Genomic DNA, 20,687 nt, shown 5'->3' with positions numbered 1-20,687 from the left:
AGCAGATATGGCTGAGCGCCACGACACGGTAGCCCTGACCTGGGTCAAGGGTGCCATCGCCGACTGTCTGGCCCAGGCGCGCCTGGCGCTGGAGCACTTCTGCGCGGAACCCGGCGATGAAGATGACCTGCTCGGATTTATTGACAACCTGCACCAGGTGCGCGGCTGTCTGGTGATGCTCGAACTCAGTGGCGCTGCATTGCTCGCCGAAGAACTGGAGCAGTTGGGCATAGCCCTGAAGGAAAAGCGTGTCAGCCAGCGTGGTGAAGCCCTGGGTGCCCTGTTTCGCGGCCTTGAGCAGTTGCCGCTGTATCTGGAGCGGCTGCGTAGCGCCCGACGCGACCTGCCGCTGGTGGTGCTGCCGGTACTCAACCAACTGCGGGCCGAGCGTGGTGTCGAACCTTTGGCTGTCGGCAGCCTGTCCGGCACGGCCCCAGGGGCGGCCGAGGAACTGGCCAATCTCGATTTATCCCTGGGTTCCCTGCGCGAGCGTCTGCAGGCCGGTTCTGACCGCGATGCCTTGCGTTCGGTGGTGGCTGCACTGTGCGAGGACCTGATGCGGGTCAAGGAACGCCTTGACCTGTTTGTCCGCGGTGACCGTCAGCGCCTGGATGACCTGCAGCCATTACTTTCTCCGCTGCGCCAGATTGCCGACACCTTGGCTGTGCTCGGCTTCAGCCAGCCCCGTCGGGTGATCATCGATCAGGTGCTGGTGCTGCAGAGTCTGGCCCAGGGCCAGCGCGTGCCAGACGATGCGGTGTTGATGGATGTCGCTGGCGCGCTGCTGTATGTCGAAGCAACCCTGGCGGGCATGGTCGGCCCGCTGGAGCAACACCCGAACCAGAGTTCGCTGCCCGGCACCGACCTGGCTGAAATCCGCCAGCTGGTGCTCGACGAGGCCCATTCGGTGTTACAGCAGGTCAAGGATCATCTCGCGGATTGCCTCGACGCTGGCTGGCAACCTCAGCGTCTATTGGTGCTGCCGAACTTGCTGCAGCAGATCCGAGGGGCCCTGGCCATGCTTATGCTGCCCAGGGCTGCGGCGCTGATTGGCCAATGCGCTGACTATGCCCAAGGCCATTTACTCGGTGCGGCGCCACCAGATGCCATAGCGCTGGCGCACCTGGCCGATGCACTGAGCGCCGGTGAGTGCTACCTGCAATGGTTGCTCGCTGATCCGCAAGCCAATCCCCGGCAGTTTCTCGACGCCGCCCAAGCCAGTCTGGCGGCGCTGGGGTATGTGCCTGAGCCCGAGCCCGAGCCCGAACTCGAGCCTGAGGTGGGGGAGGTCAAGGCGGCGGTTATTGCGCAGCCGGTGGTCGATGACGAGCTGCGCGAGGTATTCCTCGAAGAGGCGGATGAGCTCCTGCCTCAGCTCAATCAACAATGGGCGCGCTGGCAGGCCAACACCGCCGACCGTGATGCCTTGGTAGAACTGCGTCGGGGCCTGCATACCCTCAAGGGCAGCGGGCGGATGGTCGCCGCGCAAGGCCTGGCGGAGCTGGCCTGGGCAGCCGAGCATCTACTCAACAGGGTCCTTGAGGGCCGTGTCCAGTTGGGGGCGGCGCCGCTGGCCAGTCTGCAGCAGGCGCTGGCGCTGATCCCCGGCTTGCTGGTGGCCTTTGCCAACGGTCAGGTGCTGGCGGGCAAAGACGTCGAACAGTTGGCGTTGCATCTGCACGCCCTGGCGATGAATGACGCGACCCATGAGGCAGATGCCAGCGAGGCCATCGACCCGCAGCTACTGGAGATTTTCCGCAACGAGGCCGAGGGGCACCTGGCCAGTCTCGACAGCTTCCTGGCCACCGCCGATCAGCAGTTGCCGCAACCGGTCAGTGACAGTTTGCAGCGCGCTTTTCACACCCTCAAGGGCAGCGCCGCCATGGCCGGGGTGCTACCCATAGCGGAACTTGCCGCCGCGCTCGACCTGCTGGCACGGGAGTTCAAGGCCCATCAACTGGCATTCGACCTTGAAGAAATCTACCTGTTGGAAAGTGCCGAAGCGCTATTGCGCCGAGGCCTGGAACAGTTGTCCAGCGCGCCTCTGGCGGTGATTAACGGTGCTTCGACCCTGATCGAGGAAATCCATCAGGTGGTTGAGGCACGCCTGCAGGCCCTGCTTCAGGCGCCGAGCCAGGGCTTGCGGATCAAGCGCGATCCGCAGCTGATTGCCAGCTTCCTCGCTCAGGGCATGGATATCCTGCTCGATGCCGAATCGCTGTTGTTGCGCTGGCAAGAGCACCCGAGCGAGCGCCAGGAACTCACTGCGCTGCTCGATGAATTGACCACCCTGGGCCAGAGTGCCCATCTGGCTGATCTGTGGCAGGTGGATGAACTGTGCGAAGCCTTGCTGGACCTGTATGGCGCGGTCGAGGAAAGTAGCCTGGCAGTCAGTGCCCGCTTTTTTGAACAGGCGCAGCATGCCCACGAGGCACTGATCGACATGCTCGACCAGCTTGCCGCCGGTCAGGAAGTAGATGCCCATCCCGAACGCCTTGAGGCCTTGCGTGAACTGCTCGGCGAAGCCCTGGCACCAGAGGCTACAGGCCTGATCAGCCATCGGGATGGCCAGGCGCAGATCGCCGACCTGAGCGCTGCAACGGCAGCACTGGCGATGGATCCTGCGGTGATCGAGCTGTTTCTCGAAGAGGCCGCCGATGTATTGAAAAGCGCCAATCAGGCGCTGGAGCGCTGGCTGGCCGACGCCGACAATGCCTCGGCGTTATCGTCGTTGCACCGTGATCTGCAGACCCTCAAGGGGGGGGCGCAGATGGCCGCCATCGGCACGGTCGAAGTACTCGCCCAGGAACTTGAACTGCTGTACGAAGGCTTGGTGGATCGACGTTTCGCCCCGGGTGCTGAACTGTTCAGCTTGCTCCGAAGCAGTCATGCTCGATTGGCCGAGGTGCTTGAGCAGCTGCAGGCCGGCCGCGCCCCCGCTGCGGCGGTGGAACTGCTGGCGGCGCTGCGTGAGTATCGCCACAGCGCACCTCCCGTTGCGCCAGCGGAAAAGTCCGCTGACCCGGTGCAGGAGGCCGGCGACAAGGAGCTGTTGGAGATTTTCCTCGAAGAGAGCTTCGATATTGTCGAAAGCTCCGGGGCCGCCTTGCTGCGCTGGCAAGCCGAGCCGCGTAATGCGGTCGAAGTAGAGAACCTGCTGCGCGACCTGCATACCCTCAAGGGCGGTGCGCGCATGGTCGAGATTGCGCCGATCGGCGATCTGGCCCACGAACTGGAGTTTCTCTATGAACTGCTGGCTGCCGGGCAATTGCAGCCCAGTGCAGCGCTGTTCAGCCTGCTGCAGAACTGTCATGACCGCCTGGCGCACATGCTTGACGCGGTGCGTCTGCAACAACCGCTGCACGCCGCGACAGCCCTGATCGACTACATCCGCAACTTCAGCAGTGCGGCGCTGGCCGATACCGCAGCCCAGCAGGCGCATCCTGAAGCGCCAACCGCGGTGGAAGCACCGGTGGCAGTCCCCGAGCGCGGGCCGGTAGACATGGTCAAGGTGGCCTCGGACCTGCTGGATGACCTGGGCAACCTGGCGGGCGAGCATTCGATCATTCGCGGGCGCATTGAACAGCAGGTCAATGATGCGCAGGTGGCACTGAGCGAGATGGAAACCACCCTGGAGCGTATGCGCGACCAGTTGCGTCGCCTGGATACTGAAACCCAGGGGCGGATCCTCAGTCGTCAGCAAGCTGATGGCGATGGTCAGGTCTATGACGACTTCGATCCGCTGGAAATGGATCGCCATTCACAGTTGCAGCAGCTGTCGCGGGCCTTGTTCGAGTCGGCATCCGACCTGCTCGACCTCAAGGAAACCCTGACCCTGCGCGCACAAGAGGCGCAAAGCCTGCTGCAGCAGCAGGGGCGGGTCAACAGCGAACTGCAAGAGGGCCTGATGCGCACGCGCATGGTGCCATTCGAACGTCTGGTACCCCGTTTGCAACGTGTGGTGCGGCAGGTGGCCAGCGAGCTCGGCAAACAGGTCGAGCTGGTGGTCGGCAATGCCGAAGGCGAGATGGACCGCAGTGTGCTGGAGCGCATGGTGGCGCCGCTGGAGCACATGCTGCGCAACGCCGTTGACCACGGCCTGGAGTCTCGCGATGTACGTCTGGCTGCTGGTAAACCGGAGCAGGGGCTGATTACGCTGACCCTGTTGCACGAGGGCGCCGACATCGTAATCGAAATGACCGACGACGGCGCCGGCGTGCCACTGGACGCAGTGCGGCGCAAGGCGATCAAGCGTGGCTTGCTCGACCCCGCGGCGGTCCTCAGTGACCATGAAGTGATGCAGTTCATCCTCCAGCCGGGGTTCTCCACCGCCGAGAAAATTACCCAGATCTCCGGGCGCGGGCTGGGCATGGACGTGGTCCATGAAGAGGTCAAGCAACTGGGGGGGTCGATGGTGATCGAGTCCAGTCCAGGCAAGGGCGCGCGCTTTCTGATTCGCTTGCCGTTCACGGTGTCGGTCAACCGGGCGCTGATGGTGCAGTACGGCGAAGAACAGTATGCCGTGCCGCTCAACACCATCGAAGGCATTGTGCGCGTGCCGCCGGCCGAGCTGGAAGCCTGCTATCAGCTTGATCCGCCGCACTATGAGTACGCCGGGCATCGCTACGAACTGCGTTACCTCGGTGAACTGCTGCAAGGTGCCGTGCAACCGCGCCTGCTGGGCCAGAGCCTGCCGTTGCCGGTGTTGCTGGTGCATTCTCATGAGCAACAGTTCGCCATCCAGGTCGACAGCCTGGCGGCCAGCCGCGAAATCGTGGTGAAGAGCCTGGGGCCGCAGTTTGCCAGCGTCCAGGGGTTGTCCGGAGCGACCTTGCTGGGCGATGGCCGGGTGGTGCTGATTGTTGATTTGCCAGGTCAGCTGCGCGGCTTGCAGCAGCGCCAAGCCCAGCAGGCGGGCAGCTCTACTGGTTTGCCTGCGCAACAGATCGAACAGGCGCCGAAGCGGCCGTTGCTGGTGATGGTGGTCGATGACTCGGTGACAGTGCGTAAGGTTACCGGCCGCCTGCTTGAACGGCATGGCATGAACGTACTGACCGCCAAGGACGGTATCGATGCGATGACGCTGTTGCAGGAGCACCGTCCGGATGTACTGCTGCTGGACATCGAAATGCCGCGTATGGATGGTTTTGAGGTGGCCACACAGATTCGCCATGACCCGAACTTGAAGGACTTGCCAATCATCATGATTACTTCGCGAACCGGGCAGAAACACCGTGACCGGGCCATGTCCATCGGGGTCAACGACTACCTGGGCAAACCCTATCAGGAGTCGGTGCTGCTGCAGAGTATTGCGCTTTGGAGTAACCGTCATGCTTGAACAGTCTGCGCGTAATGGCCGTCGCAGCAGCTTGACCGGCTTGCTGCTGGCGTTGGCCGATCGTTGCCTGGTGCTGCCCAACGTCGCGGTGGCCGAACTGATCGGCTATCAGGCTGGTTCCCCGGCGCCTGAGCAGCCCGACTGGATGCTCGGCTGGATCGACTGGCGCAACCAGCGTCTGCCGTTGCTCAGTTTCGAGGCGGCGTGTGGCGCACAGGTGCGAGTGGGGGAGCGGGCGCGAATCGTCGTACTCAACGCTTTGGGGGGCAGTCGGTTGCGCTTCATCGCCGTGCTGGTGCAGGGTATTCCGCGCTCATGCAAGCTCGACAGCCAGCTCAACTACGTCGATGTGCCATTGGCTGCGCTGGAGCTGGCAGCGGTGCAGGTCGGCGACCAGGTGGCCAGAGTGCCCGATCTGCCGGCGCTTGAGCAGTTACTTGAGGATGCCGGGCTGGTTTGAAACATTTGCCTGTGTAGGATAAGAGGCCTGTCCGTCGAGCGGAGGACCCTGTTGCATGTATCACGGAGAACGTTTCAATGCCTGGACGCATCTAGTCGGCGCGGTGCTGGCCTGTATCGGTGCCGTCTGGTTGCTGGTGGTGGCCTGTCTGCAGGGCGATCCCTGGAAAATCGTCAGTCTGGCAATCTACGGCTTCACCTTGCTGTTGCTCTACAGTATTTCAACGGTCTATCACAGCGTGCGTGGCAAGGCCAAGGTGGTGATGCGCAAGCTCGATCACCTGTCGATCTATCTTTTGATTGCCGGTAGTTACACGCCTTTTTGTCTGGTCAGCCTGCGCGGGCCCTGGGGCTGGAGCCTGTTCGGGGTGGTCTGGGGGCTGGCGGTGATCGGCATGCTTCAGGAGATCAAGCCGCGCTCCGAAGCGCGGGTGCTGTCGATCATCATTTATGCGCTGATGGGCTGGATCGTGCTGGTCGCAGTCAAGCCGTTGCTGGCCAGTCTCGGGGCTGCCGGGTTTGCCTGGTTGGCGGCCGGTGGCGCGTTCTACACCATCGGCATCATCTTCTTTGCCTATGACAGTCGCTTCCGTCACTGGCATGGCATCTGGCACCTGTTTGTCATTGCCGGCAGCCTGTTGCACTTCATCGCTGTATTTTTCTACGTGCTTTAGAAGTCGCCCCACAGCTGTTGGGCAACCGCCAACGCTACCACCGGTGCGGTTTCGGTACGCAGGACTCGTGGGCCGAGGCGGGCGGCATGAAAGCCGGCGGCCTTGGCCTGCTCGACTTCGGCATCGCTCAAGCCGCCTTCCGGGCCGATCAGAAACGCCAGGCTCTGCGGCTTCTGGTGGCTGATCAGCGGCTCGGCTACCGGGTGCAAGACCAGCTTGAGCTGTTCATCACAGGCCTTGAGCCAGTCGGCCAGCAGTACCGGCGGGTTGATTTGTGGCACGCTTGAGCGGCCGCATTGCTCACAGGCACTGATTGCCACCTGGCGCCAATGGGCCAGGCGTTTGTCGGCGCGCTCGTCCTTGAGGCGTACTTCACAGCGTTCGCTGACGATCGGGGTGATGACATTGGCCCCCAGCTCGGTGGCTTTCTGGATCGCCCAGTCCATCCGCTCGCCGCGGGACAGGCCCTGGCCGAGGTGGACCTTGAGGCCAGACTCTGCTTGCCCGGAGAAGGACTCGTTCAGCTGCACCCGTACGGTTTTCTTGCCGACTTCGAGCAGTTGGCCGAGGAACTCCTGGCCACTGCCATCGAACAGTTGTACGGCGTCGCCAGCGGCCATGCGTAGCACCCGGCCGATGTAGTGGGCCTGGGCTTCGGGCAAGTCGTGCTCGCCGAGGCTCAGGGGGGCATCAATGAAGAAGCGGGACAGTCTCATTTGAAAACTCTGGATAGGTGTTGGCTATTCGGGCTCCATCGCGGGGCAAGCCGGCTCCCACAGTGGAAGCGGGCTTGCCCCGCGATGCTTTTTAGCCCGGATCGCGAAAATCGGGATGGAAATTACCCGGAACCGCCACGCTGACACTGTCGCGCGTAGCGATATCGATGCCTTCACTGGCCACTTCGGCAAGGAAATCGATCTGTTCCGGGGTAATCACATACGGCGGCAGGAAGTACACCACACTGCCCAGCGGGCGTAGCAGGGCGCCGCGCGTCAGGGCGTGTTCGAAGACTTTCAGGCCACGCCGTTCCTGCCAGGGATAGGCGGTCTTGCTGGCCTTGTCCTGGACCATTTCGATCGCCAGGGCCATGCCGGTCTGGCGCACTTCGGCGACGTTAGGATGATCGACCAGGTGCGCCGTGGCGCTGGCCATTCGCGAGGCCAGGGCCTTGTTGTTCTCGATCACTTTGTCCTGTTCGAAGATATCCAGGGTTGCCAGCGCCGCCGCACAGGCCAGCGGGTTGCCGGTGTAGCTGTGCGAGTGGAGGAAGGCGCGCAGGGTCGAGTAGTCGTCGTAGAAGGCGTTGTACACCTCGTCGGTGGTCAGGCACGCTGCCAGAGGCAGGTAGCCGCCGGTCAGGGCCTTGGACAGGCAGAGGAAGTCGGGGCGAATGCCGGCCTGTTCACAGGCGAACATCGTCCCGGTACGGCCGAAGCCAACGGCGATCTCGTCGTGGATCAGGTGCACGCCATAGCGGTCGCAGGCCTCGCGCAGCAGCTTGAGGTACACCGGGTGGTACATGCGCATGCCGCCCGCGCCCTGGATCAGCGGCTCGACGATTACTGCGGCGAGCGTGTCGTGATGCTCGGCCAGGGTCTGCTCCATGGCCGCGAACATCGCGCGCGAATGCTCTTCCCAGCTCACGCCTTGCGGGCGCAGGTAGCAATCGGGGCTTGGCACCTTGATGGTGTCGAGCAGCAGCGCCTTGTAGGTTTCGGTGAACAGCGGTACATCGCCCACCGACATCGCCGCGATGGTCTCGCCGTGGTAGCTGTTGCTCAGGGTGACGAAACGTTTTTTCTCTGGCAGGCCTTTGTTGAGCCAGTAGTGAAAGCTCATTTTCAGCGCCACTTCGATGCAGGACGAGCCATTATCGGCGTAGAAACACCGGGTCAGCCCTTCAGGCGTGATCTTCACCAGACGCTCGGATAGCTCGATCACTGGTTGGTGGCTGAAGCCCGCGAGGATCACGTGCTCAAGTTGATCGACCTGGTCCTTGATGCGTTGGTTGATCCGCGGATTGGCATGTCCGAAGACATTGACCCACCAGGAGCTGACCGCGTCGAGATAGCGTTTGCCTTCGAAGTCTTCCAGCCACACGCCTTCGCCGCGTTTGATCGGGATCAGCGGCAGTTGTTCATGGTCTTTCATCTGGGTGCAGGGGTGCCAAAGGACCTTCAGGTCACGTTGCATCCACTGTTGGTTGAGGCCCATTTCTATTCTCCTGGCGACGACAGCGCGGACATGCGGCGCAAGCCTATGCAATGCGTCGGTCGAGGACAACCCGTGACATGCAATCAGCTTCTGGCATCGCTAGCCGGGGGACTTGGCCTCGCGTATTCTTCGGCTACTCTTTCCAGGGGGAATCCCCCCCATCTTTCTGCTTTGATCCGGAGTTCGCCAACATGTCTGCTGGGTGGCTACGCGCCTGTGCGCTGGTAATGATAGGACTGTTCAGCGGCACTGCGCTGGCCAAGGACACATCCCCGACGGCGATCGTCGTCGGTGGTGGTCTGGCTGGCCTGACTGCCGCTTATGAATTGCAAGGCAAGGGCTGGCAGGTGACCCTGCTTGAGGCCAAGTCGGGTATGGGCGGGCGTTCCGGTCTGGCCACCAGCGAATGGATCGGTAACAGCAAGGCCCAGCCGATCCTCAACCAGTATCTCGATACTTTCAAGATCAGCACCCTGCCGGCGCCGGAATTCGTTCGTACCCCGGGTTACCTGATCGATGGCGAATATTTCAGTTCGACCGACCTTGCGACCAAGCAACCGGCGACCGCCGAGGCGCTCAAGCGCTATGAAAAGACCCTCGACGATCTGGCCCGTTCGATCGATGACCCGCTCAATCCTGCGGCCAACAGCACCCTGTTCGCCCTTGACCAGCTCAACGTCTCCGGCTGGCTGGACAAACTGCAGCTGCCGGCTACCGCCCGTCAATTGGTCAACCAGCAGATCCGTACCCGTTACGACGAGCCCTCGCGCCTGTCGCTGCTCTATTTCGCCCAACAGACCCGCGTCTATCGCGGTGTCAGCGACCGAGACCTGCGCGCCGCACGCCTGCCAGGCGGCAGCCCGGTGCTGGCCCAGGCGTTCGTCAAGCAGCTGAAGACCATCAAGACCAGCTCGCCGGTCAGTGCCATTACCCAGGACAAGGACGGCGTGACGGTCAAAGTCGGCAGCGTCGGTTATCAGGCCGATTACGTGGTGCTGGCCGTGCCGCTGCGCGCTCTGGCAAAGATTCAGATGACTCCCGGCCTGGACACCAAGCACCTGGCCGCCTTGAAGGGCACCAACTACGGCTGGCGTGACCAGCTGTTGCTGAAGTTCAAGCACCCGGTGTGGGAGAGCCGCGCGCGCATGTCCGGCGAAATTTACAGCAACACCGGTCTTGGCATGCTGTGGGTCGAGCCTGCGCTCAAAGGTGGCGCCAACGTAGTCATCAACCTGTCCGGTGACAACGCGCGCCTGCTGCAGGCCTTCGGTGACAAGCAGATGGTCGACCAGGTGTTGATCCGTATGCACGCGTTCTACCCGCAGGCGCGTGGCGCTTTCACCGGTTACGAAGTGCGCCGTTACAGCTCCGACGCCAACATGGGTGGTGCCTACCTGGCCTATGGCCCGGGCCAGATCAGCAAGTTCTGGCGTTTGTGGGAGCGTCCGGTGCAGCGTATTGCCTTTGCCGGCGAGCACACCGACGCACTGTATCCGGGCACCCTGGAAGGCGCCCTGCGCAGTGGCCAGCGTGCAGCCAGCCAGGTTCAGGATCTGGCGGCGGGCAAGTCGTTTGATCCCGTCAAGGCAGCTCCGGTTGCTGCAGCAGCAACTGCCGTAGCAGCCAACAAAGGCAACTTCTTCTCCAACCTGTTTGGTGGATCGTCCGACAAGTCCGCCAAGGCAGCGGAGCCGGCGAAGAAGGAAGAGAGCAAGCCGGGCTTCTTCTCGCGGATGTTCGGGGGGGGCGATAAGCCTGTCGAAAAAACTGAGCCCAAGCCCGCAGAAGCTGCTCAGGCGCCGGTTGCAGCACCTGCGCCAGTAGCCCCCCCAGTTGCCAAAGAGGAGCTGGTCAAGGCGGTACCTGCCAAGGCAGCCAAGCCAGCACCAGTGAAAAAGCCGGTGGCCAAGGCCGAGCAGGCGAAGAAGACCGCAGCCAAACCGGCGCCGGTCAAGAAACCGGTGGCCAACGTGCAGGCTAAAGCGCAGTAATTGCGCTGATTTCATCGCGGGCAAGCCCGCTCCCACAGTGGTACATCCAGTCTGTGGGAGCGGGCTTGCCCCGCGATGCTGCTACACCTGCCCTTACAGTTAATGTTTCCTTAATAGCACTGTTGAACACTAACAATCGTCTTTCTCGATCGTTTGTAGCGAATTTTTCCGCTTTAATTCGATAGATAATTCGTTAGTCTTGAGCACAGTTCTTACAGGGAAACATGGCAATGCAACTGCGCAACTCTTCTTCTCGCTACGGCCTGGTCAGTATCGTCATGCATTGGGGTGTGGCACTGGCAGTTTTCGGACTGTTCGGGCTGGGCCTGTGGATGATGGGCCTGGACTACTACAGTCCATGGCGCAAAGACGCCCCCGACCTGCACAAGAGTATCGGCCTGGTGTTACTGGCGGTGATGCTGGCACGCGTGGCCTGGCGCTTCATCAGCCCGCCACCACCGGCGCTGCCGAATCACGGCAGCATGACCCGCGCAGCCTCCAAAGCCGGGCACGGTCTACTTTACGTTGGCCTGTTCGCGGTGATGGTCGCCGGCTATCTGATTTCCACCGCAGACGGCGTTGGTATCCCGGTGTTTGGCCTGTTTGACGTGCCAGCGCTGGTCAGCAACTTGCCCGATCAGGCGGATGTCGCCGGTGAAGTCCATTTCTACCTGGCCTGGGGCCTGGTGATTTTTGCCGGTCTGCACGGCCTGGCAGCCCTGAAGCACCACTTTATCGACCGTGACGCGACCCTCAAACGCATGTTGGGCCGCAAAGCTTGATGTTCAACCTCCACTCCAAAGGGATATAGACGCATGTTGAAAAAGACTTTTGCCGCTCTGGCGCTCGGTACCGCACTGCTCTCGGCTGGCCAGGCCATGGCTGCAGACTACAAGATCGACAAGGAAGGCCAGCATGCCTTCGTAGACTGGAAGATCAGCCACCTGGGCTACAGCTTCATTCACGGTACCTTCAAGGATTTCGACGGTTCCTTCAGCTGGGATGCTGCCAAGCCTGAAGCCAGCAAGATCGCTGTCGACCTGAAAACCGCCAGCCTGTGGTCCAACCACGCCGAGCGTGACAAGCACATCGCCAGCAAAGATTTCCTCGATGTGAAGAAGTATCCAGAGGCCAAGTTCGTCTCCACCAGCGTCAAGTCGACTGGCGAGAAAACCGCTGATGTGACTGGCGACCTGACCATGCACGGCGTGACCAAGCCAGTCACCTTCAAGGCTACCTTCAACGGCGAAGGCAAGGATCCATGGGGCGGCGAGCGTGCCGGTTTCAACGCTACCACCACGCTGAACCTGAACGATTTCGGCATCAAAGGCCCAGGCGCTACTTCGCAGACCCTGGACCTGGATATCTCGATCGAAGGCATCAAGCAGAAGTAATTGTTGCCGCAGAAACAAGAACGCCGCCCCTAGGGGCGGCGTTCTTGTTTCTGCATGACTGGATCAGCGGTTACGCGTCAGCAGTGCAGGTTTCTCGCCACGTGGACGGCTTGGCAGTTGCTCAAGCTGTTCGGCAGTCGGGAAACGGTCGATTTTCGACTCTTTGTGCATGATCTTCGGTTGCGGCTGGCCTTCACGCGGATTGCGTACGGCTGGCTCGCCTGATGAGTTGTCACTGTTGGGACGACGATTGCGACCGCCACCACCGTCACGGCGTTGTTGACCACCGCCACCATTGCGTGAGCCGCCGCGTTTTTCACCAGAGGCCGAACCGCCAGTACCGCCACCGGTGCGTGGGCCGTTGTTGCGGCCTTGGCCGCCGCTACGTGGTTGGCCACTAGCGCCAGCGCCAGCGCCGGCACCGGTCTGGGCAGGAGCACCCGGACGACGATTGCGGCCCTGGCTGCCCTTGTTCTGGTAAGGGCTGACGTAGTCGGCGCGGTTGCCGAAGTTGTCCACTTCGTCATCCAGGAACTCTTCCGGATCACGATTGGCTGGCACCGATGGGAGACCGGCTTGGGCGGACTGAGGCTGACGTGGCTTTTTGCTGTCGCGTGGTTTGCGTTCCTGGCGGCCACCGGCAGATTTCTCTGCGGTTTTTTCCTTGTCTTTGTCGCGCCCTTTTTCCTTGCCCTGATCCTTGCCTTTGTCCTTGCGCCCACCGTTGCCGGTGTTGGTGCCGTCAGCACGCTGGCCACGGCCACCGCGAGGGTTGTTTTGCGGACGCTCGCGGGTCTCAGGCTTCTCGGCTTCAACCTTGGAGGCATCAAAGCCCATCAGGTCGCCATCCGGGATCTTCTGGCGAGTGACGCGCTCGATGCTCTTGAGCAGCTTTTCTTCATCCGGGGCGACCAGCGAGATCGCTTCACCCGAGCGACCGGCACGGCCGGTACGACCGATCCGGTGCACGTAATCTTCTTCGACGTTGGGCAGCTCGAAGTTGACCACATGCGGTAGTTGGTCGATATCCAGGCCACGGGCAGCGATATCGGTGGCAACCATGATGCGCACGGTGCCGGCCTTGAAGTCGGCCAGGGCCTTGGTGCGGGCATTCTGGCTCTTGTTACCGTGGATCGCGGCGGCGGTCAGGCCGTGCTTTTCCAGGTATTCGGCCAGGCGGTTGGCGCCGTGCTTGGTGCGGGTGAAGACCAGTACCTGTTCCCAGGCGCCGGTGGTGATCAGGTGGGCCAGCAGGGCGCGCTTATGGCTGGCCTGCAGGCGGTAGACACGCTGCTCGATCCGCTCGACCGTGGTGTTCGGCGGGGTGACCTCGATACGCTCGGGGTTGTGCAGCAGCTTGTCGGCAAGATCGGTGATGTCCTTGGAAAAGGTCGCCGAGAACAGCAGGTTCTGGCGCTTGGCCGGCAGGCGTGCGAGGACTTTCTTCACGTCGTGGATGAAGCCCATGTCGAGCATGCGGTCGGCTTCGTCCAGTACCAGGGTTTCGACGTGGGAGAGGTCGACACTGCCTTGACCAGCCAGGTCGAGCAAGCGGCCCGGGCAGGCCACCAGCACATCAACACCACGGGCCATGGCCTGAACCTGCGGGTTCATGCCGACGCCACCGAAGATGCAGGCGCTGACGAATTTGAGGTCGCGGGCATAAACCTTGAAGCTGTCATGCACCTGGGCGGCCAGTTCGCGCGTCGGGGTCAGCACCAGAACCCGCGGCTGGCGAGGGCCATGGCGCTGGGACTTGTCTGGGTGACCACCTGGAAACAGGCGCTCGAGGATCGGCAGGGCGAAACCACCGGTTTTACCAGTACCTGTCTGGGCGGCAACCATCAGGTCGCGACCTTGCAACACGGCGGGAATGGCCCGCTGTTGCACCGGAGTGGGCTGGGTATAGCCAGCAGCCTCGATGGCACTGACTAGAGCCTCGGAGAGACCGAGGGAAGCAAAGGACATGAGCAATCCTGTTCTTAGTGGGGGCTAAGCCCGATGGGATAATCTTGCCTGGCGCGACGGGCATCGGGTGATGCTATCGCGTCCGGTCCAGCAGGGTCTTCAATGCGCATCCGGAGTATGGCGGGCGGGCTCTTGGCCGCGCTGTCCTGCCGTCGGGATGCCTTTTGCAAGGCCGAGCGTCCGGGCGTAAGCCTGGCGGGAAGGCCAGAGTATAACAGAGCATTCAGGGCGTGCTGCGTTCCTGCTGCTCAACGGTGGTTCGAAAGTTTTCTATGGCACCGGCATAGCGGGCATTCAAGGCCGCATAGGCCGGCTCTTGTTTGAAACGGAGCAGCTCGGCGCTAAAGCGTTGAATCAGCCTGTCCATGCCGACATCGCGGCGTACCGCCAGGTACTGGCTCTGGCGGCTGACCACCAATGGCAGCTCGCTGATCTGTTGATCCAGGCCAAGATATTTGCTGAGGTAGCGACCGACGCGGCGGTCGGTGATCAGCAAGTCGATGCGCCCGCGCTGCAGTTTGCCGAAGTTGGCTTCATGGGTTGGCGCCGGCTCGCGGGTGAACAGTGGCGAATCGCTGAACGCTGGCGCATAGGAATAGCCAGGAGAGGTGCCGACGGTCAGGTCGTGCAGGTCTTGCAGGCTGTTGACCGGATGGGGTCGGGCATTGGCGTAGAACAGCACAAACTCCACGTCGGACAACGGCTCATCGGGGTAGAAGAGCTGATTGGCGCGTTGCTCGGTCTGGAAAATGTCCAGGATGCCATCCGCCAGGCCTTGGTCGATCATCGCCAGACAGCGTTTCCAGGGCAGGAACTGCCAGTCCACTTCCACGCCCAGGCGCTTGAACACCTCGGCAGTGACTTCGTAGTCGATGCCTTTTACCTGGCCGTTTTCTACGTAGACATAGGGTGCCCAGGGTTCGGTGACAATACGCAGCTTCTCGCCATGGGCTAACGCACTCAGGCAAGTGAGCAACAGGGCGGTCAAAAGGCGGGTGAAATCGGGCATGACTGGAGAGTACGACGTGCGCACGACGATGGCTAGTCGGCGTGCGCATTACCCTTGCCGGGGGTTCAGCGTTGTGATCGTTTTATCAGCAGATCACGAACGGTGCTGTGCTTGCTACCCAGGCTCAGGCGCATGCCAGGGTGCTCGAACCACTGGTGCAATTTGTTGTGGCATAACGGGTGTGAATGACGGGCATTGACGTTTTCCAGCGCTTTGCCCCACCAGGCGGGGGAACAGGCGCGATCGAACTCGTTGGGGTACTCGTAGCAGCCGTACATCAACTCACGCAGGAACTGGCGCTGCTCGCTGGGCAGGGTCAGGCTCAGCGCCTTGTAGCCCAAACGTTGCAGGGCTGGAGGCCTTGGCAGCTGGGCGTTGACCAGGACCACATCCTGCAGTGCCTGGCAACTCAGCGGCGCGTGCTGGTGCTTGGCCAGCCAGGCCTGGACCTTGGCCCTGAATAGCTGTTTGCGGCTCCAGTAATGATGCAGCAGGTCGGTGCACTGGTTGAGCTGCATGCGCCGATAGGCCGCCACGGCCAGGCAGAACTCTTCCAGGGTGTACGCGCCGTTGGCATGCGGGTAGTACTCATCCATCAGGGCGATGGAGTGGTCGAGCAGTGGCGCATCTTCCTGCATCAGGCCGATGACGCCAGAGTTAAGCATGGGCATCCGGTGGTCAGCCAGCCCACGCGCTTCAAGCAGCGGTGCCAGGCTCTGGTACAGCCGGCACTGCTTGTCGGCTCCAAAGTTGGCGCCGATGGCATTGCACAGCAGGGTGCCTGGCTTGATGCGTCGGAACAGCTCAATGGGCGATTGATGGAAGAACGTGTCGGTATCGATCAGCGCGGCCACAGGCGCGTTGGCCAGTACCTGGCGCAAGACGACGTGCTTGCTGCGAAAGTGATAACCGTGAGGCTGGTTCCAGGCTTCGCGGGTGGCGGCATCCAGTGTGTGGACGGTCACCGGAAGGTGCTGGTAAGGCTCGGTATTGTCACTGTAGACCTGAATATCCAGTGCTTCGCCCGGGGTTTTACGCAGGTTGGCCAGGGCGCTGACGATGCTGAACTGAGCTTCCTGATGATAAGTCTGAGCGCCGAAGGCCAGGTAAACCAGTTGTGGGCGAGACGGGGTATGTCCGTGTGGCATGAAGCACGATAGTCCGTTGGTTGGGGATGCAAAAAGGCCTCAGCGTAAACCAAGGCCTTTGCAGTATCCCACAGTAATTGTTACTGGCGGTGTAGTGCGTCGATCAACGGGGCAACTTGAGGTTGTTCCAGATCGCTAGGCTAGGGTCGGCCTGGTTCAGGGTGTAGAAGTGCAGCCCTGGTGCGCCGCCTTGCAGCAGTTGTTCGCACATGCGGGTGATGACCTCTTCGCCAAACTTCTGGATGCTGTTGACGTCATCGCCATAGGCTTCCAGTTGCTTGCGGATCCAGCGGGGGATCTCGGCGCCGCAGGCGTCGGAGAAGCGTGCCAGCTTGCTGTAGTTGGTGATCGGCATGATCCCCGGTACCACAGGAATATCCACACCCATCTGCTGCACGCGCTCGACGAAGTAGAAGTAACTGTCGGCGTTGAAGAAGTACTGGGTGATGGCGCTGTTGGCGCCGGCGTTGGCCTTGCGCACGAAGTTCTTCAGATCATCTTCGAAGTTGCGTGCCTGGGGATGCATCTCCGGGTAGGCGGCGATTTCGACATGGAAGTGATCGCCGCTTTCCTGGCGGATGAACTCGACCAGTTCGTTGGCGTAGCGCAGTTCGCCGCTGGCCATGCCCATGCCGGAGGGCAGGTCACCGCGCAGGGCAACGATGCGCTGGATGCCGGCGGCCTTGTACAGAGTCAGCAGGCTGCGCAGGTCTTCCTTGCTGTCACCGACACAGGACAGGTGCGGTGCGGCAGGAATCTTCACTTCGCTTTCCAGCTGCAGCACGGTGTTCAGCGTGCGGTCGCGGGTCGAGCCACCGGCGCCGTAGGTGCAGGAGAAGAAATCCGGGTTGTAGCTGGCCAGCTGACGGGCAGTGGCGAGCAGTTTTTCATGTCCAGCATCGGTCTTGGTCGGGAAGAACTCGAAGCTGTAACGACGTTCCTGAGACATGGCGAAATCCTGGTAAACCGATCAAGCAGGCCAGCCCTGAAGCTGGCTTACAGAAAAAAGCCGGTATCGCTTGCAGCGACACCGGCTTTGGCCCATCAGTAGCGGTAGGCGTGTGGCTTGAATGGCCCTTCAACAGTGACGCCGATGTATTCGGCCTGCTGTGGGGTCAATTGGGTCACCACACCACCGAAGCCGCGGACCATTTCCAGGGCCACTTCTTCGTCGAGTTTCTTCGGCAGCACTTCGACAGTCAGGCGCTCGGCTTTCTGAGCGGCTGGCAGGTCGGCGTACTTCTGGCCGAACAGGAAGATCTGCGCCAGTACCTGGTTGGCGAACGAACCATCCATGATGCGGCTTGGGTGGCCAGTGGCGTTACCCAGGTTCACCAGGCGCCCTTCGGCCAGCAGGATCAGGTAGTCGTCGTTTTGCGGGTCGAAATCGCCAGCGCCGGTACGGTGGACCTTGTGTACCTGCGGCTTGACCTCTTCCCAGGCCCAGTTCTTGCGCATGAAAGCGGTGTCGATTTCATTGTCGAAGTGACCAATGTTGCAGACCACGGCACGCTTTTTCAGGGCTTTGAGCATGTTGGCGTCGCAGACATTGACGTTGCCAGTGGTGGTCACGATCAGGTCGATCTTGCCCAGCAGTGCTTTGTCGATGCTTGCTTCAGTGCCATTGTTGATACCGTCGATGAACGGCGAGACCAGTTCGAAACCGTCCATGCAGGCTTGCATGGCGCAGATCGGGTCGACTTCGCTGACCTTGACGATCATGCCTTCCTGACGCAGCGACTGGGCCGAACCCTTGCCCACATCACCGTAGCCGATGACCAGGGCTTGCTTGCCCGACAGCAGGTGGTCGGTACCGCGCTTGATCGCATCATTGAGGCTGTGACGGCAACCGTACTTGTTGTCGTTCTTGCTCTTGGTAACCGAGTCGTTGACGTTGATCGCCGGGATTTTCAGCTCGCCCTTGGCCAGCATGTCCAGCAGGCGGTGTACGCCAGTGGTGGTCTCTTCGGTTACGCCGTGAACGCGGTCGAGAACGGCCGGGTATTTCTTGTGCAGCAACTCGGTCAGGTCACCGCCGTCGTCGAGGATCATGTTGGCATCCCATGGTGCGCCATCCTTGAGGATGGTTTGCTCCAGGCACCACTCGTACTCTTCTTCGGTTTCGCCTTTCCAGGCAAACACCGGGATACCGGCAGCGGCGATCGAGGCTGCGGCCTGGTCCTGGGTGGAGAAGATGTTGCAGGACGACCAGCGTACTTCGGCACCCAGGGCAACCAGGGTTTCGATCAGCACGGCAGTCTGGATGGTCATATGGATGCAGCCGAGGATCTTCGCACCTTTGAGCGGTTGCTCTTGCAGGTACTTGCGGCGCAGGCCCATCAGTGCAGGCATTTCCGATTCGGCGATGATGGTTTCGCGACGACCCCAGGCAGCCAGGGAGATGTCAGCGACTTTGAAATCGGTAAAACCGGCAGGCGTGTTTACAGCGCTCATGAAGAGCCTCCATTCGTAGTGTGCGAATGGGCGCCGTTGTGCGTTTAGTGTCGGCAGGCAAGCCTGGCCAGACAACGCCCTATCCGAGCCTGACAGGTTGAACCTGCTGCAGCGCCCCTCGGACAGGTGGCGGGAACGGTATCAAGTGAAGATGACCGTTTTAAAGCGATGGCGATTATAGCCGCGCCTGCGCATCTGCCCAAGGCTTTCTGTCGATTAATCGAGACCATAGTCGATGTTAAATGGAGCAGGGCGACAGGCTCTGCCATGATTACCGTCATCGATTGGCAAGACGGTCAGGAGTAAATATGAATTTTCACACCCGCAAATGGGTCAAGCCCGAAGACCTCAACCCCAATGGCACGCTGTTCGGCGGCAGCCTGCTGCGCTGGATCGATGAAGAGGCGGCGATCTATGCGATCGTCCAGTTGGGCAACCAGCGTGTGGTGACCAAGTACATCTCGGAGATCAACTTTGTCAGCGCTTCGCGCCAGGGCGACATCATCGAGCTGGGCATCACCGCCACGGAGTTCGGCCGCACCTCCATCACCCTCAAGTGCGAAGTGCGCAACAAGATTACCCGCAAGAGCATCCTGACCGTTGATCGCATGGTCTTCGTCAACCTTGGTGAGGACGGCTTGCCGGCAGCCCACGGGCGGACTGAAATCAAGTACGTTCAGGACCAGTTCCCGGACAGCGCGGTGGAGTAGTAAACACATCGAGGGGCAAGTCGGATCGCGATAAGGCCTCAAGGCTGCTCGGTAACTCCGCGCACCACCCGCCCGATCGTCAACCCCTGCAACAGAATCGATGACAGCACCACGATGTAGGTGATGCTCAGCAACAGGTCACGTTCGCTGCCTGCCGGCAGCGACAGGGCCAGGGCTACTGACACACCACCGCGCAAGCCACCCCAGGTCAGCACCCGCACGGTGCCGCGCGGCACTGTGCGCCAGCGACGCAGCATGACGATGGCCGGCGCCACAGTCAGCAGACGCGACAGCAGGATCGCCATTGCCAGCACCGCGGCCGCAGTCAGGTGCATCCACGAGAACGGCAGCAGCAACAGCTCCAGGCCGATCAGGGCGAACAGCAACGCATTGAGCATGTCATCGATCAGCTCCCAGAAGCCGTCCAGGTAACGGCGGGTCATCTCGTTCATCGCCAGGTTGCGTCCCAGGTTGCCGATGATCAGACCCGCCACCACCATCGCGATCGGTGCCGAAACATGCAGCTCGTAGGCCATGGCCGAGCCGCCGATGACCAGCGCCAGGGTGAGCATGACCTCGACCTGGTATTGCTCGATGCTTTTGATCATGCGGTAAGTCACGTAGCCGATCAGGCCGCCAAACAGCGCCCCACCGATAGCTTCGCGGGCGAACAGGATGGCGGTGTCGGCGACGCTTGGGGATTCACCCAATTGAGCAATGCCCAGTAACACGGTGAAGACCACCACGGCGGTACCGTCATTGAACAGCGACTCACCGACAATCGTGGTTTTCAGTGGTTTCGAGGCGTTGGCGGTACGCAGGGCGCCGAGTACGGCAATGGGGTCGGTTGGCGAAATCAAGGCGCCGAACAGCAAGCAGTAGAGCAGGCTGACGTGCCAGCCGAACAGGGCAAAGATCCAGTGGGCCAGGTAGCCGATGAGCACAGTAGCGATCAGTACGCCGACGGTGGCCAGCAGGCCGATCGGCCAGCGGTAACTGCGCAGGTCGGCGAGGTTGACGTGCAAGGCGCCAGCGAACAGTAGGAACGACAGCATCCAGTGCATCAGCAAGTCGTTGAAGTCGATCTGGCTCATCAAGCCTTGCACGCGATCTTCCAATCCAGGATAGCCAATGACACTCAGGCCTTGCAGCAGCAGCGAGAAGAACAAGGCCGTGACCATCACGCCGATGGTTGGCGGCAGGCCGATAAAGCGGTAGTTCAGATAGGTGAGAAGTGTGGTCAGACAGATAAACGCAGCAACAAGCTCAAGCATTCGGGGTCCTGTAGTGGCTTTGGATTTGGCACCCGATCCCATCGGGCAGGTCTT

The 20,687-nt window shown here is 61.3% G+C and carries 15 protein-coding genes and 1 riboswitch; of the genes, 7 read left to right on the top strand and 8 right to left on the bottom strand.

All coding sequences use genetic code 11. The annotated features are described in order from the left end of the window. Positions 1-7 precede the first annotated feature (7 nt). The 3 genes from C6382_RS09735 to C6382_RS09725 are packed head-to-tail and all read left to right on the top strand — an operon-like array spanning position 8 to position 6,471. Positions 8-5,338 (top strand): Hpt domain-containing protein, encoded by a 5,331-nt coding sequence (locus C6382_RS09735; protein ID WP_107024288.1) that lies wholly within the window; start codon positions 8-10, stop codon positions 5,336-5,338. Then, complete coding sequence (locus C6382_RS09730) at positions 5,331-5,798, top strand: chemotaxis protein CheW (RefSeq protein ID WP_107024287.1); 468 nt, start codon at positions 5,331-5,333, stop codon at positions 5,796-5,798. Before C6382_RS09735 ends, C6382_RS09730 begins: the two co-directional genes overlap by 8 nt. A 55-nt stretch (positions 5,799-5,853) precedes the next feature. Continuing rightward, complete coding sequence (locus C6382_RS09725) at positions 5,854-6,471, top strand: hemolysin III family protein (protein WP_107024286.1); 618 nt, start codon at positions 5,854-5,856, stop codon at positions 6,469-6,471. On the opposite strand, the gene C6382_RS09720 is transcribed toward C6382_RS09725, so the two are convergent. Together C6382_RS09720 and C6382_RS09715 are read right to left on the bottom strand one after the other, a co-directional pair. Continuing rightward, a complete protein-coding gene (locus C6382_RS09720) occupies positions 6,468-7,187 on the bottom strand; it encodes a 16S rRNA (uracil(1498)-N(3))-methyltransferase (protein ID WP_107024285.1) in 720 nt (239 codons plus the stop codon). The genes C6382_RS09725 and C6382_RS09720 overlap by 4 nt on opposite strands. A 91-nt stretch (positions 7,188-7,278) precedes the next feature. Further along, positions 7,279-8,685: an adenosylmethionine--8-amino-7-oxononanoate transaminase gene (locus C6382_RS09715; protein ID WP_107024284.1), complete on the bottom strand. Its 1,407-nt coding sequence runs from the start codon at positions 8,683-8,685 to the stop codon at positions 7,279-7,281. A gap of 191 nt (positions 8,686-8,876) precedes the next feature. On the opposite strand from C6382_RS09715, the gene C6382_RS09710 reads away from it, so the two are divergent. From C6382_RS09710 to C6382_RS09700, 3 genes are all read left to right on the top strand, one after another. Continuing rightward, a complete protein-coding gene (locus tag C6382_RS09710) occupies positions 8,877-10,676 on the top strand; it encodes a flavin monoamine oxidase family protein (protein ID WP_107024283.1) in 1,800 nt (599 codons plus the stop codon). Positions 10,677-10,906: 230 nt separating this feature from the next. Further along, positions 10,907-11,458: a cytochrome b gene (locus tag C6382_RS09705; RefSeq protein ID WP_107024282.1), complete on the top strand. Its 552-nt coding sequence runs from the start codon at positions 10,907-10,909 to the stop codon at positions 11,456-11,458. Between the two features lie 33 nt (positions 11,459-11,491). Continuing rightward, positions 11,492-12,070 carry a YceI family protein gene (locus C6382_RS09700; protein WP_107024281.1) on the top strand — a complete coding sequence of 193 codons (579 nt, stop codon included), beginning with the start codon at positions 11,492-11,494 and terminating at the stop codon, positions 12,068-12,070. Between the two features lie 63 nt (positions 12,071-12,133). Here the strand turns inward: C6382_RS09700 and C6382_RS09695 are convergent, their stop codons facing one another. The 5 genes from C6382_RS09695 to ahcY form a co-directional block, all read right to left on the bottom strand. Continuing rightward, positions 12,134-14,038: a DEAD/DEAH box helicase gene (locus C6382_RS09695; protein WP_107024280.1), complete on the bottom strand. Its 1,905-nt coding sequence runs from the start codon at positions 14,036-14,038 to the stop codon at positions 12,134-12,136. A 223-nt stretch (positions 14,039-14,261) separates the two neighbouring features. Continuing rightward, a complete protein-coding gene (locus tag C6382_RS09690; protein ID WP_107024279.1) occupies positions 14,262-15,047 on the bottom strand; it encodes an ABC transporter substrate-binding protein in 786 nt (261 codons plus the stop codon). A gap of 65 nt (positions 15,048-15,112) precedes the next feature. Continuing rightward, a complete protein-coding gene (locus C6382_RS09685; protein WP_107024278.1) occupies positions 15,113-16,195 on the bottom strand; it encodes a hypothetical protein in 1,083 nt (360 codons plus the stop codon). Positions 16,196-16,298: 103 nt separating this feature from the next. Then, positions 16,299-17,144 carry a methylenetetrahydrofolate reductase [NAD(P)H] gene (gene metF / locus C6382_RS09680; RefSeq protein WP_107024277.1) on the bottom strand — a complete coding sequence of 282 codons (846 nt, stop codon included), beginning with the start codon at positions 17,142-17,144 and terminating at the stop codon, positions 16,299-16,301. Positions 17,145-17,239: 95 nt separating this feature from the next. Then, the gene (gene ahcY, locus C6382_RS09675; protein WP_107024276.1) at positions 17,240-18,649 is read right to left on the bottom strand and encodes an adenosylhomocysteinase; all 1,410 of its coding nucleotides are present in this window, start codon (positions 18,647-18,649) and stop codon (positions 17,240-17,242) included. Positions 18,650-18,670: 21 nt separating this feature from the next. Beyond that, a riboswitch (S-adenosyl-L-homocysteine riboswitch) is annotated at positions 18,671-18,775 on the bottom strand. Between the two features lie 182 nt (positions 18,776-18,957). Between ahcY and C6382_RS09670 the strand changes: the two genes are divergently transcribed. Further along, complete coding sequence (locus C6382_RS09670) at positions 18,958-19,359, top strand: acyl-CoA thioesterase (protein ID WP_038615346.1); 402 nt, start codon at positions 18,958-18,960, stop codon at positions 19,357-19,359. Between the two features lie 38 nt (positions 19,360-19,397). On the opposite strand, the gene C6382_RS09665 is transcribed toward C6382_RS09670, so the two are convergent. After that, the gene (locus tag C6382_RS09665; protein WP_107024275.1) at positions 19,398-20,633 is read right to left on the bottom strand and encodes a sodium:proton antiporter; all 1,236 of its coding nucleotides are present in this window, start codon (positions 20,631-20,633) and stop codon (positions 19,398-19,400) included. Positions 20,634-20,687 lie beyond the last annotated feature (54 nt).

Origin of the sequence: Pseudomonas sp. BBP2017, from assembly GCF_003024385.1 — a bacterium.
GTDB lineage: Bacteria > Pseudomonadota > Gammaproteobacteria > Pseudomonadales > Pseudomonadaceae > Aquipseudomonas.
The sequence above is the reverse complement of the archived record's forward strand: the minus strand, read 5'-3'. Positions and strand labels throughout refer to the sequence as shown.

Bases quoted from the DNA above. Each gene is read 5' to 3' on its own strand.
- C6382_RS09735 (WP_107024288.1), top strand. From the start codon at position 8: ATGGCTGAGCGCCACGACACGGTAGCCCTGACCTGGGTCAAGGGTGCC.
- C6382_RS09730 (WP_107024287.1), top strand. From the start codon at position 5,331: ATGCTTGAACAGTCTGCGCGTAATGGCCGTCGCAGCAGCTTGACCGGC.
- C6382_RS09725 (WP_107024286.1), top strand. From the start codon at position 5,854: ATGTATCACGGAGAACGTTTCAATGCCTGGACGCATCTAGTCGGCGCG.
- C6382_RS09720 (WP_107024285.1), bottom strand. From the start codon at position 7,187: ATGAGACTGTCCCGCTTCTTCATTGATGCCCCCCTGAGCCTCGGCGAG.
- C6382_RS09715 (WP_107024284.1), bottom strand. From the start codon at position 8,685: ATGGGCCTCAACCAACAGTGGATGCAACGTGACCTGAAGGTCCTTTGG.
- C6382_RS09710 (WP_107024283.1), top strand. From the start codon at position 8,877: ATGTCTGCTGGGTGGCTACGCGCCTGTGCGCTGGTAATGATAGGACTG.
- C6382_RS09705 (WP_107024282.1), top strand. From the start codon at position 10,907: ATGCAACTGCGCAACTCTTCTTCTCGCTACGGCCTGGTCAGTATCGTC.
- C6382_RS09700 (WP_107024281.1), top strand. From the start codon at position 11,492: ATGTTGAAAAAGACTTTTGCCGCTCTGGCGCTCGGTACCGCACTGCTC.
- C6382_RS09695 (WP_107024280.1), bottom strand. From the start codon at position 14,038: ATGTCCTTTGCTTCCCTCGGTCTCTCCGAGGCTCTAGTCAGTGCCATC.
- C6382_RS09690 (WP_107024279.1), bottom strand. From the start codon at position 15,047: ATGCCCGATTTCACCCGCCTTTTGACCGCCCTGTTGCTCACTTGCCTG.
- C6382_RS09685 (WP_107024278.1), bottom strand. From the start codon at position 16,195: ATGCCACACGGACATACCCCGTCTCGCCCACAACTGGTTTACCTGGCC.
- metF (WP_107024277.1), bottom strand. From the start codon at position 17,144: ATGTCTCAGGAACGTCGTTACAGCTTCGAGTTCTTCCCGACCAAGACC.
- ahcY (WP_107024276.1), bottom strand. From the start codon at position 18,649: ATGAGCGCTGTAAACACGCCTGCCGGTTTTACCGATTTCAAAGTCGCT.
- C6382_RS09670 (WP_038615346.1), top strand. From the start codon at position 18,958: ATGAATTTTCACACCCGCAAATGGGTCAAGCCCGAAGACCTCAACCCC.
- C6382_RS09665 (WP_107024275.1), bottom strand. From the start codon at position 20,633: ATGCTTGAGCTTGTTGCTGCGTTTATCTGTCTGACCACACTTCTCACC.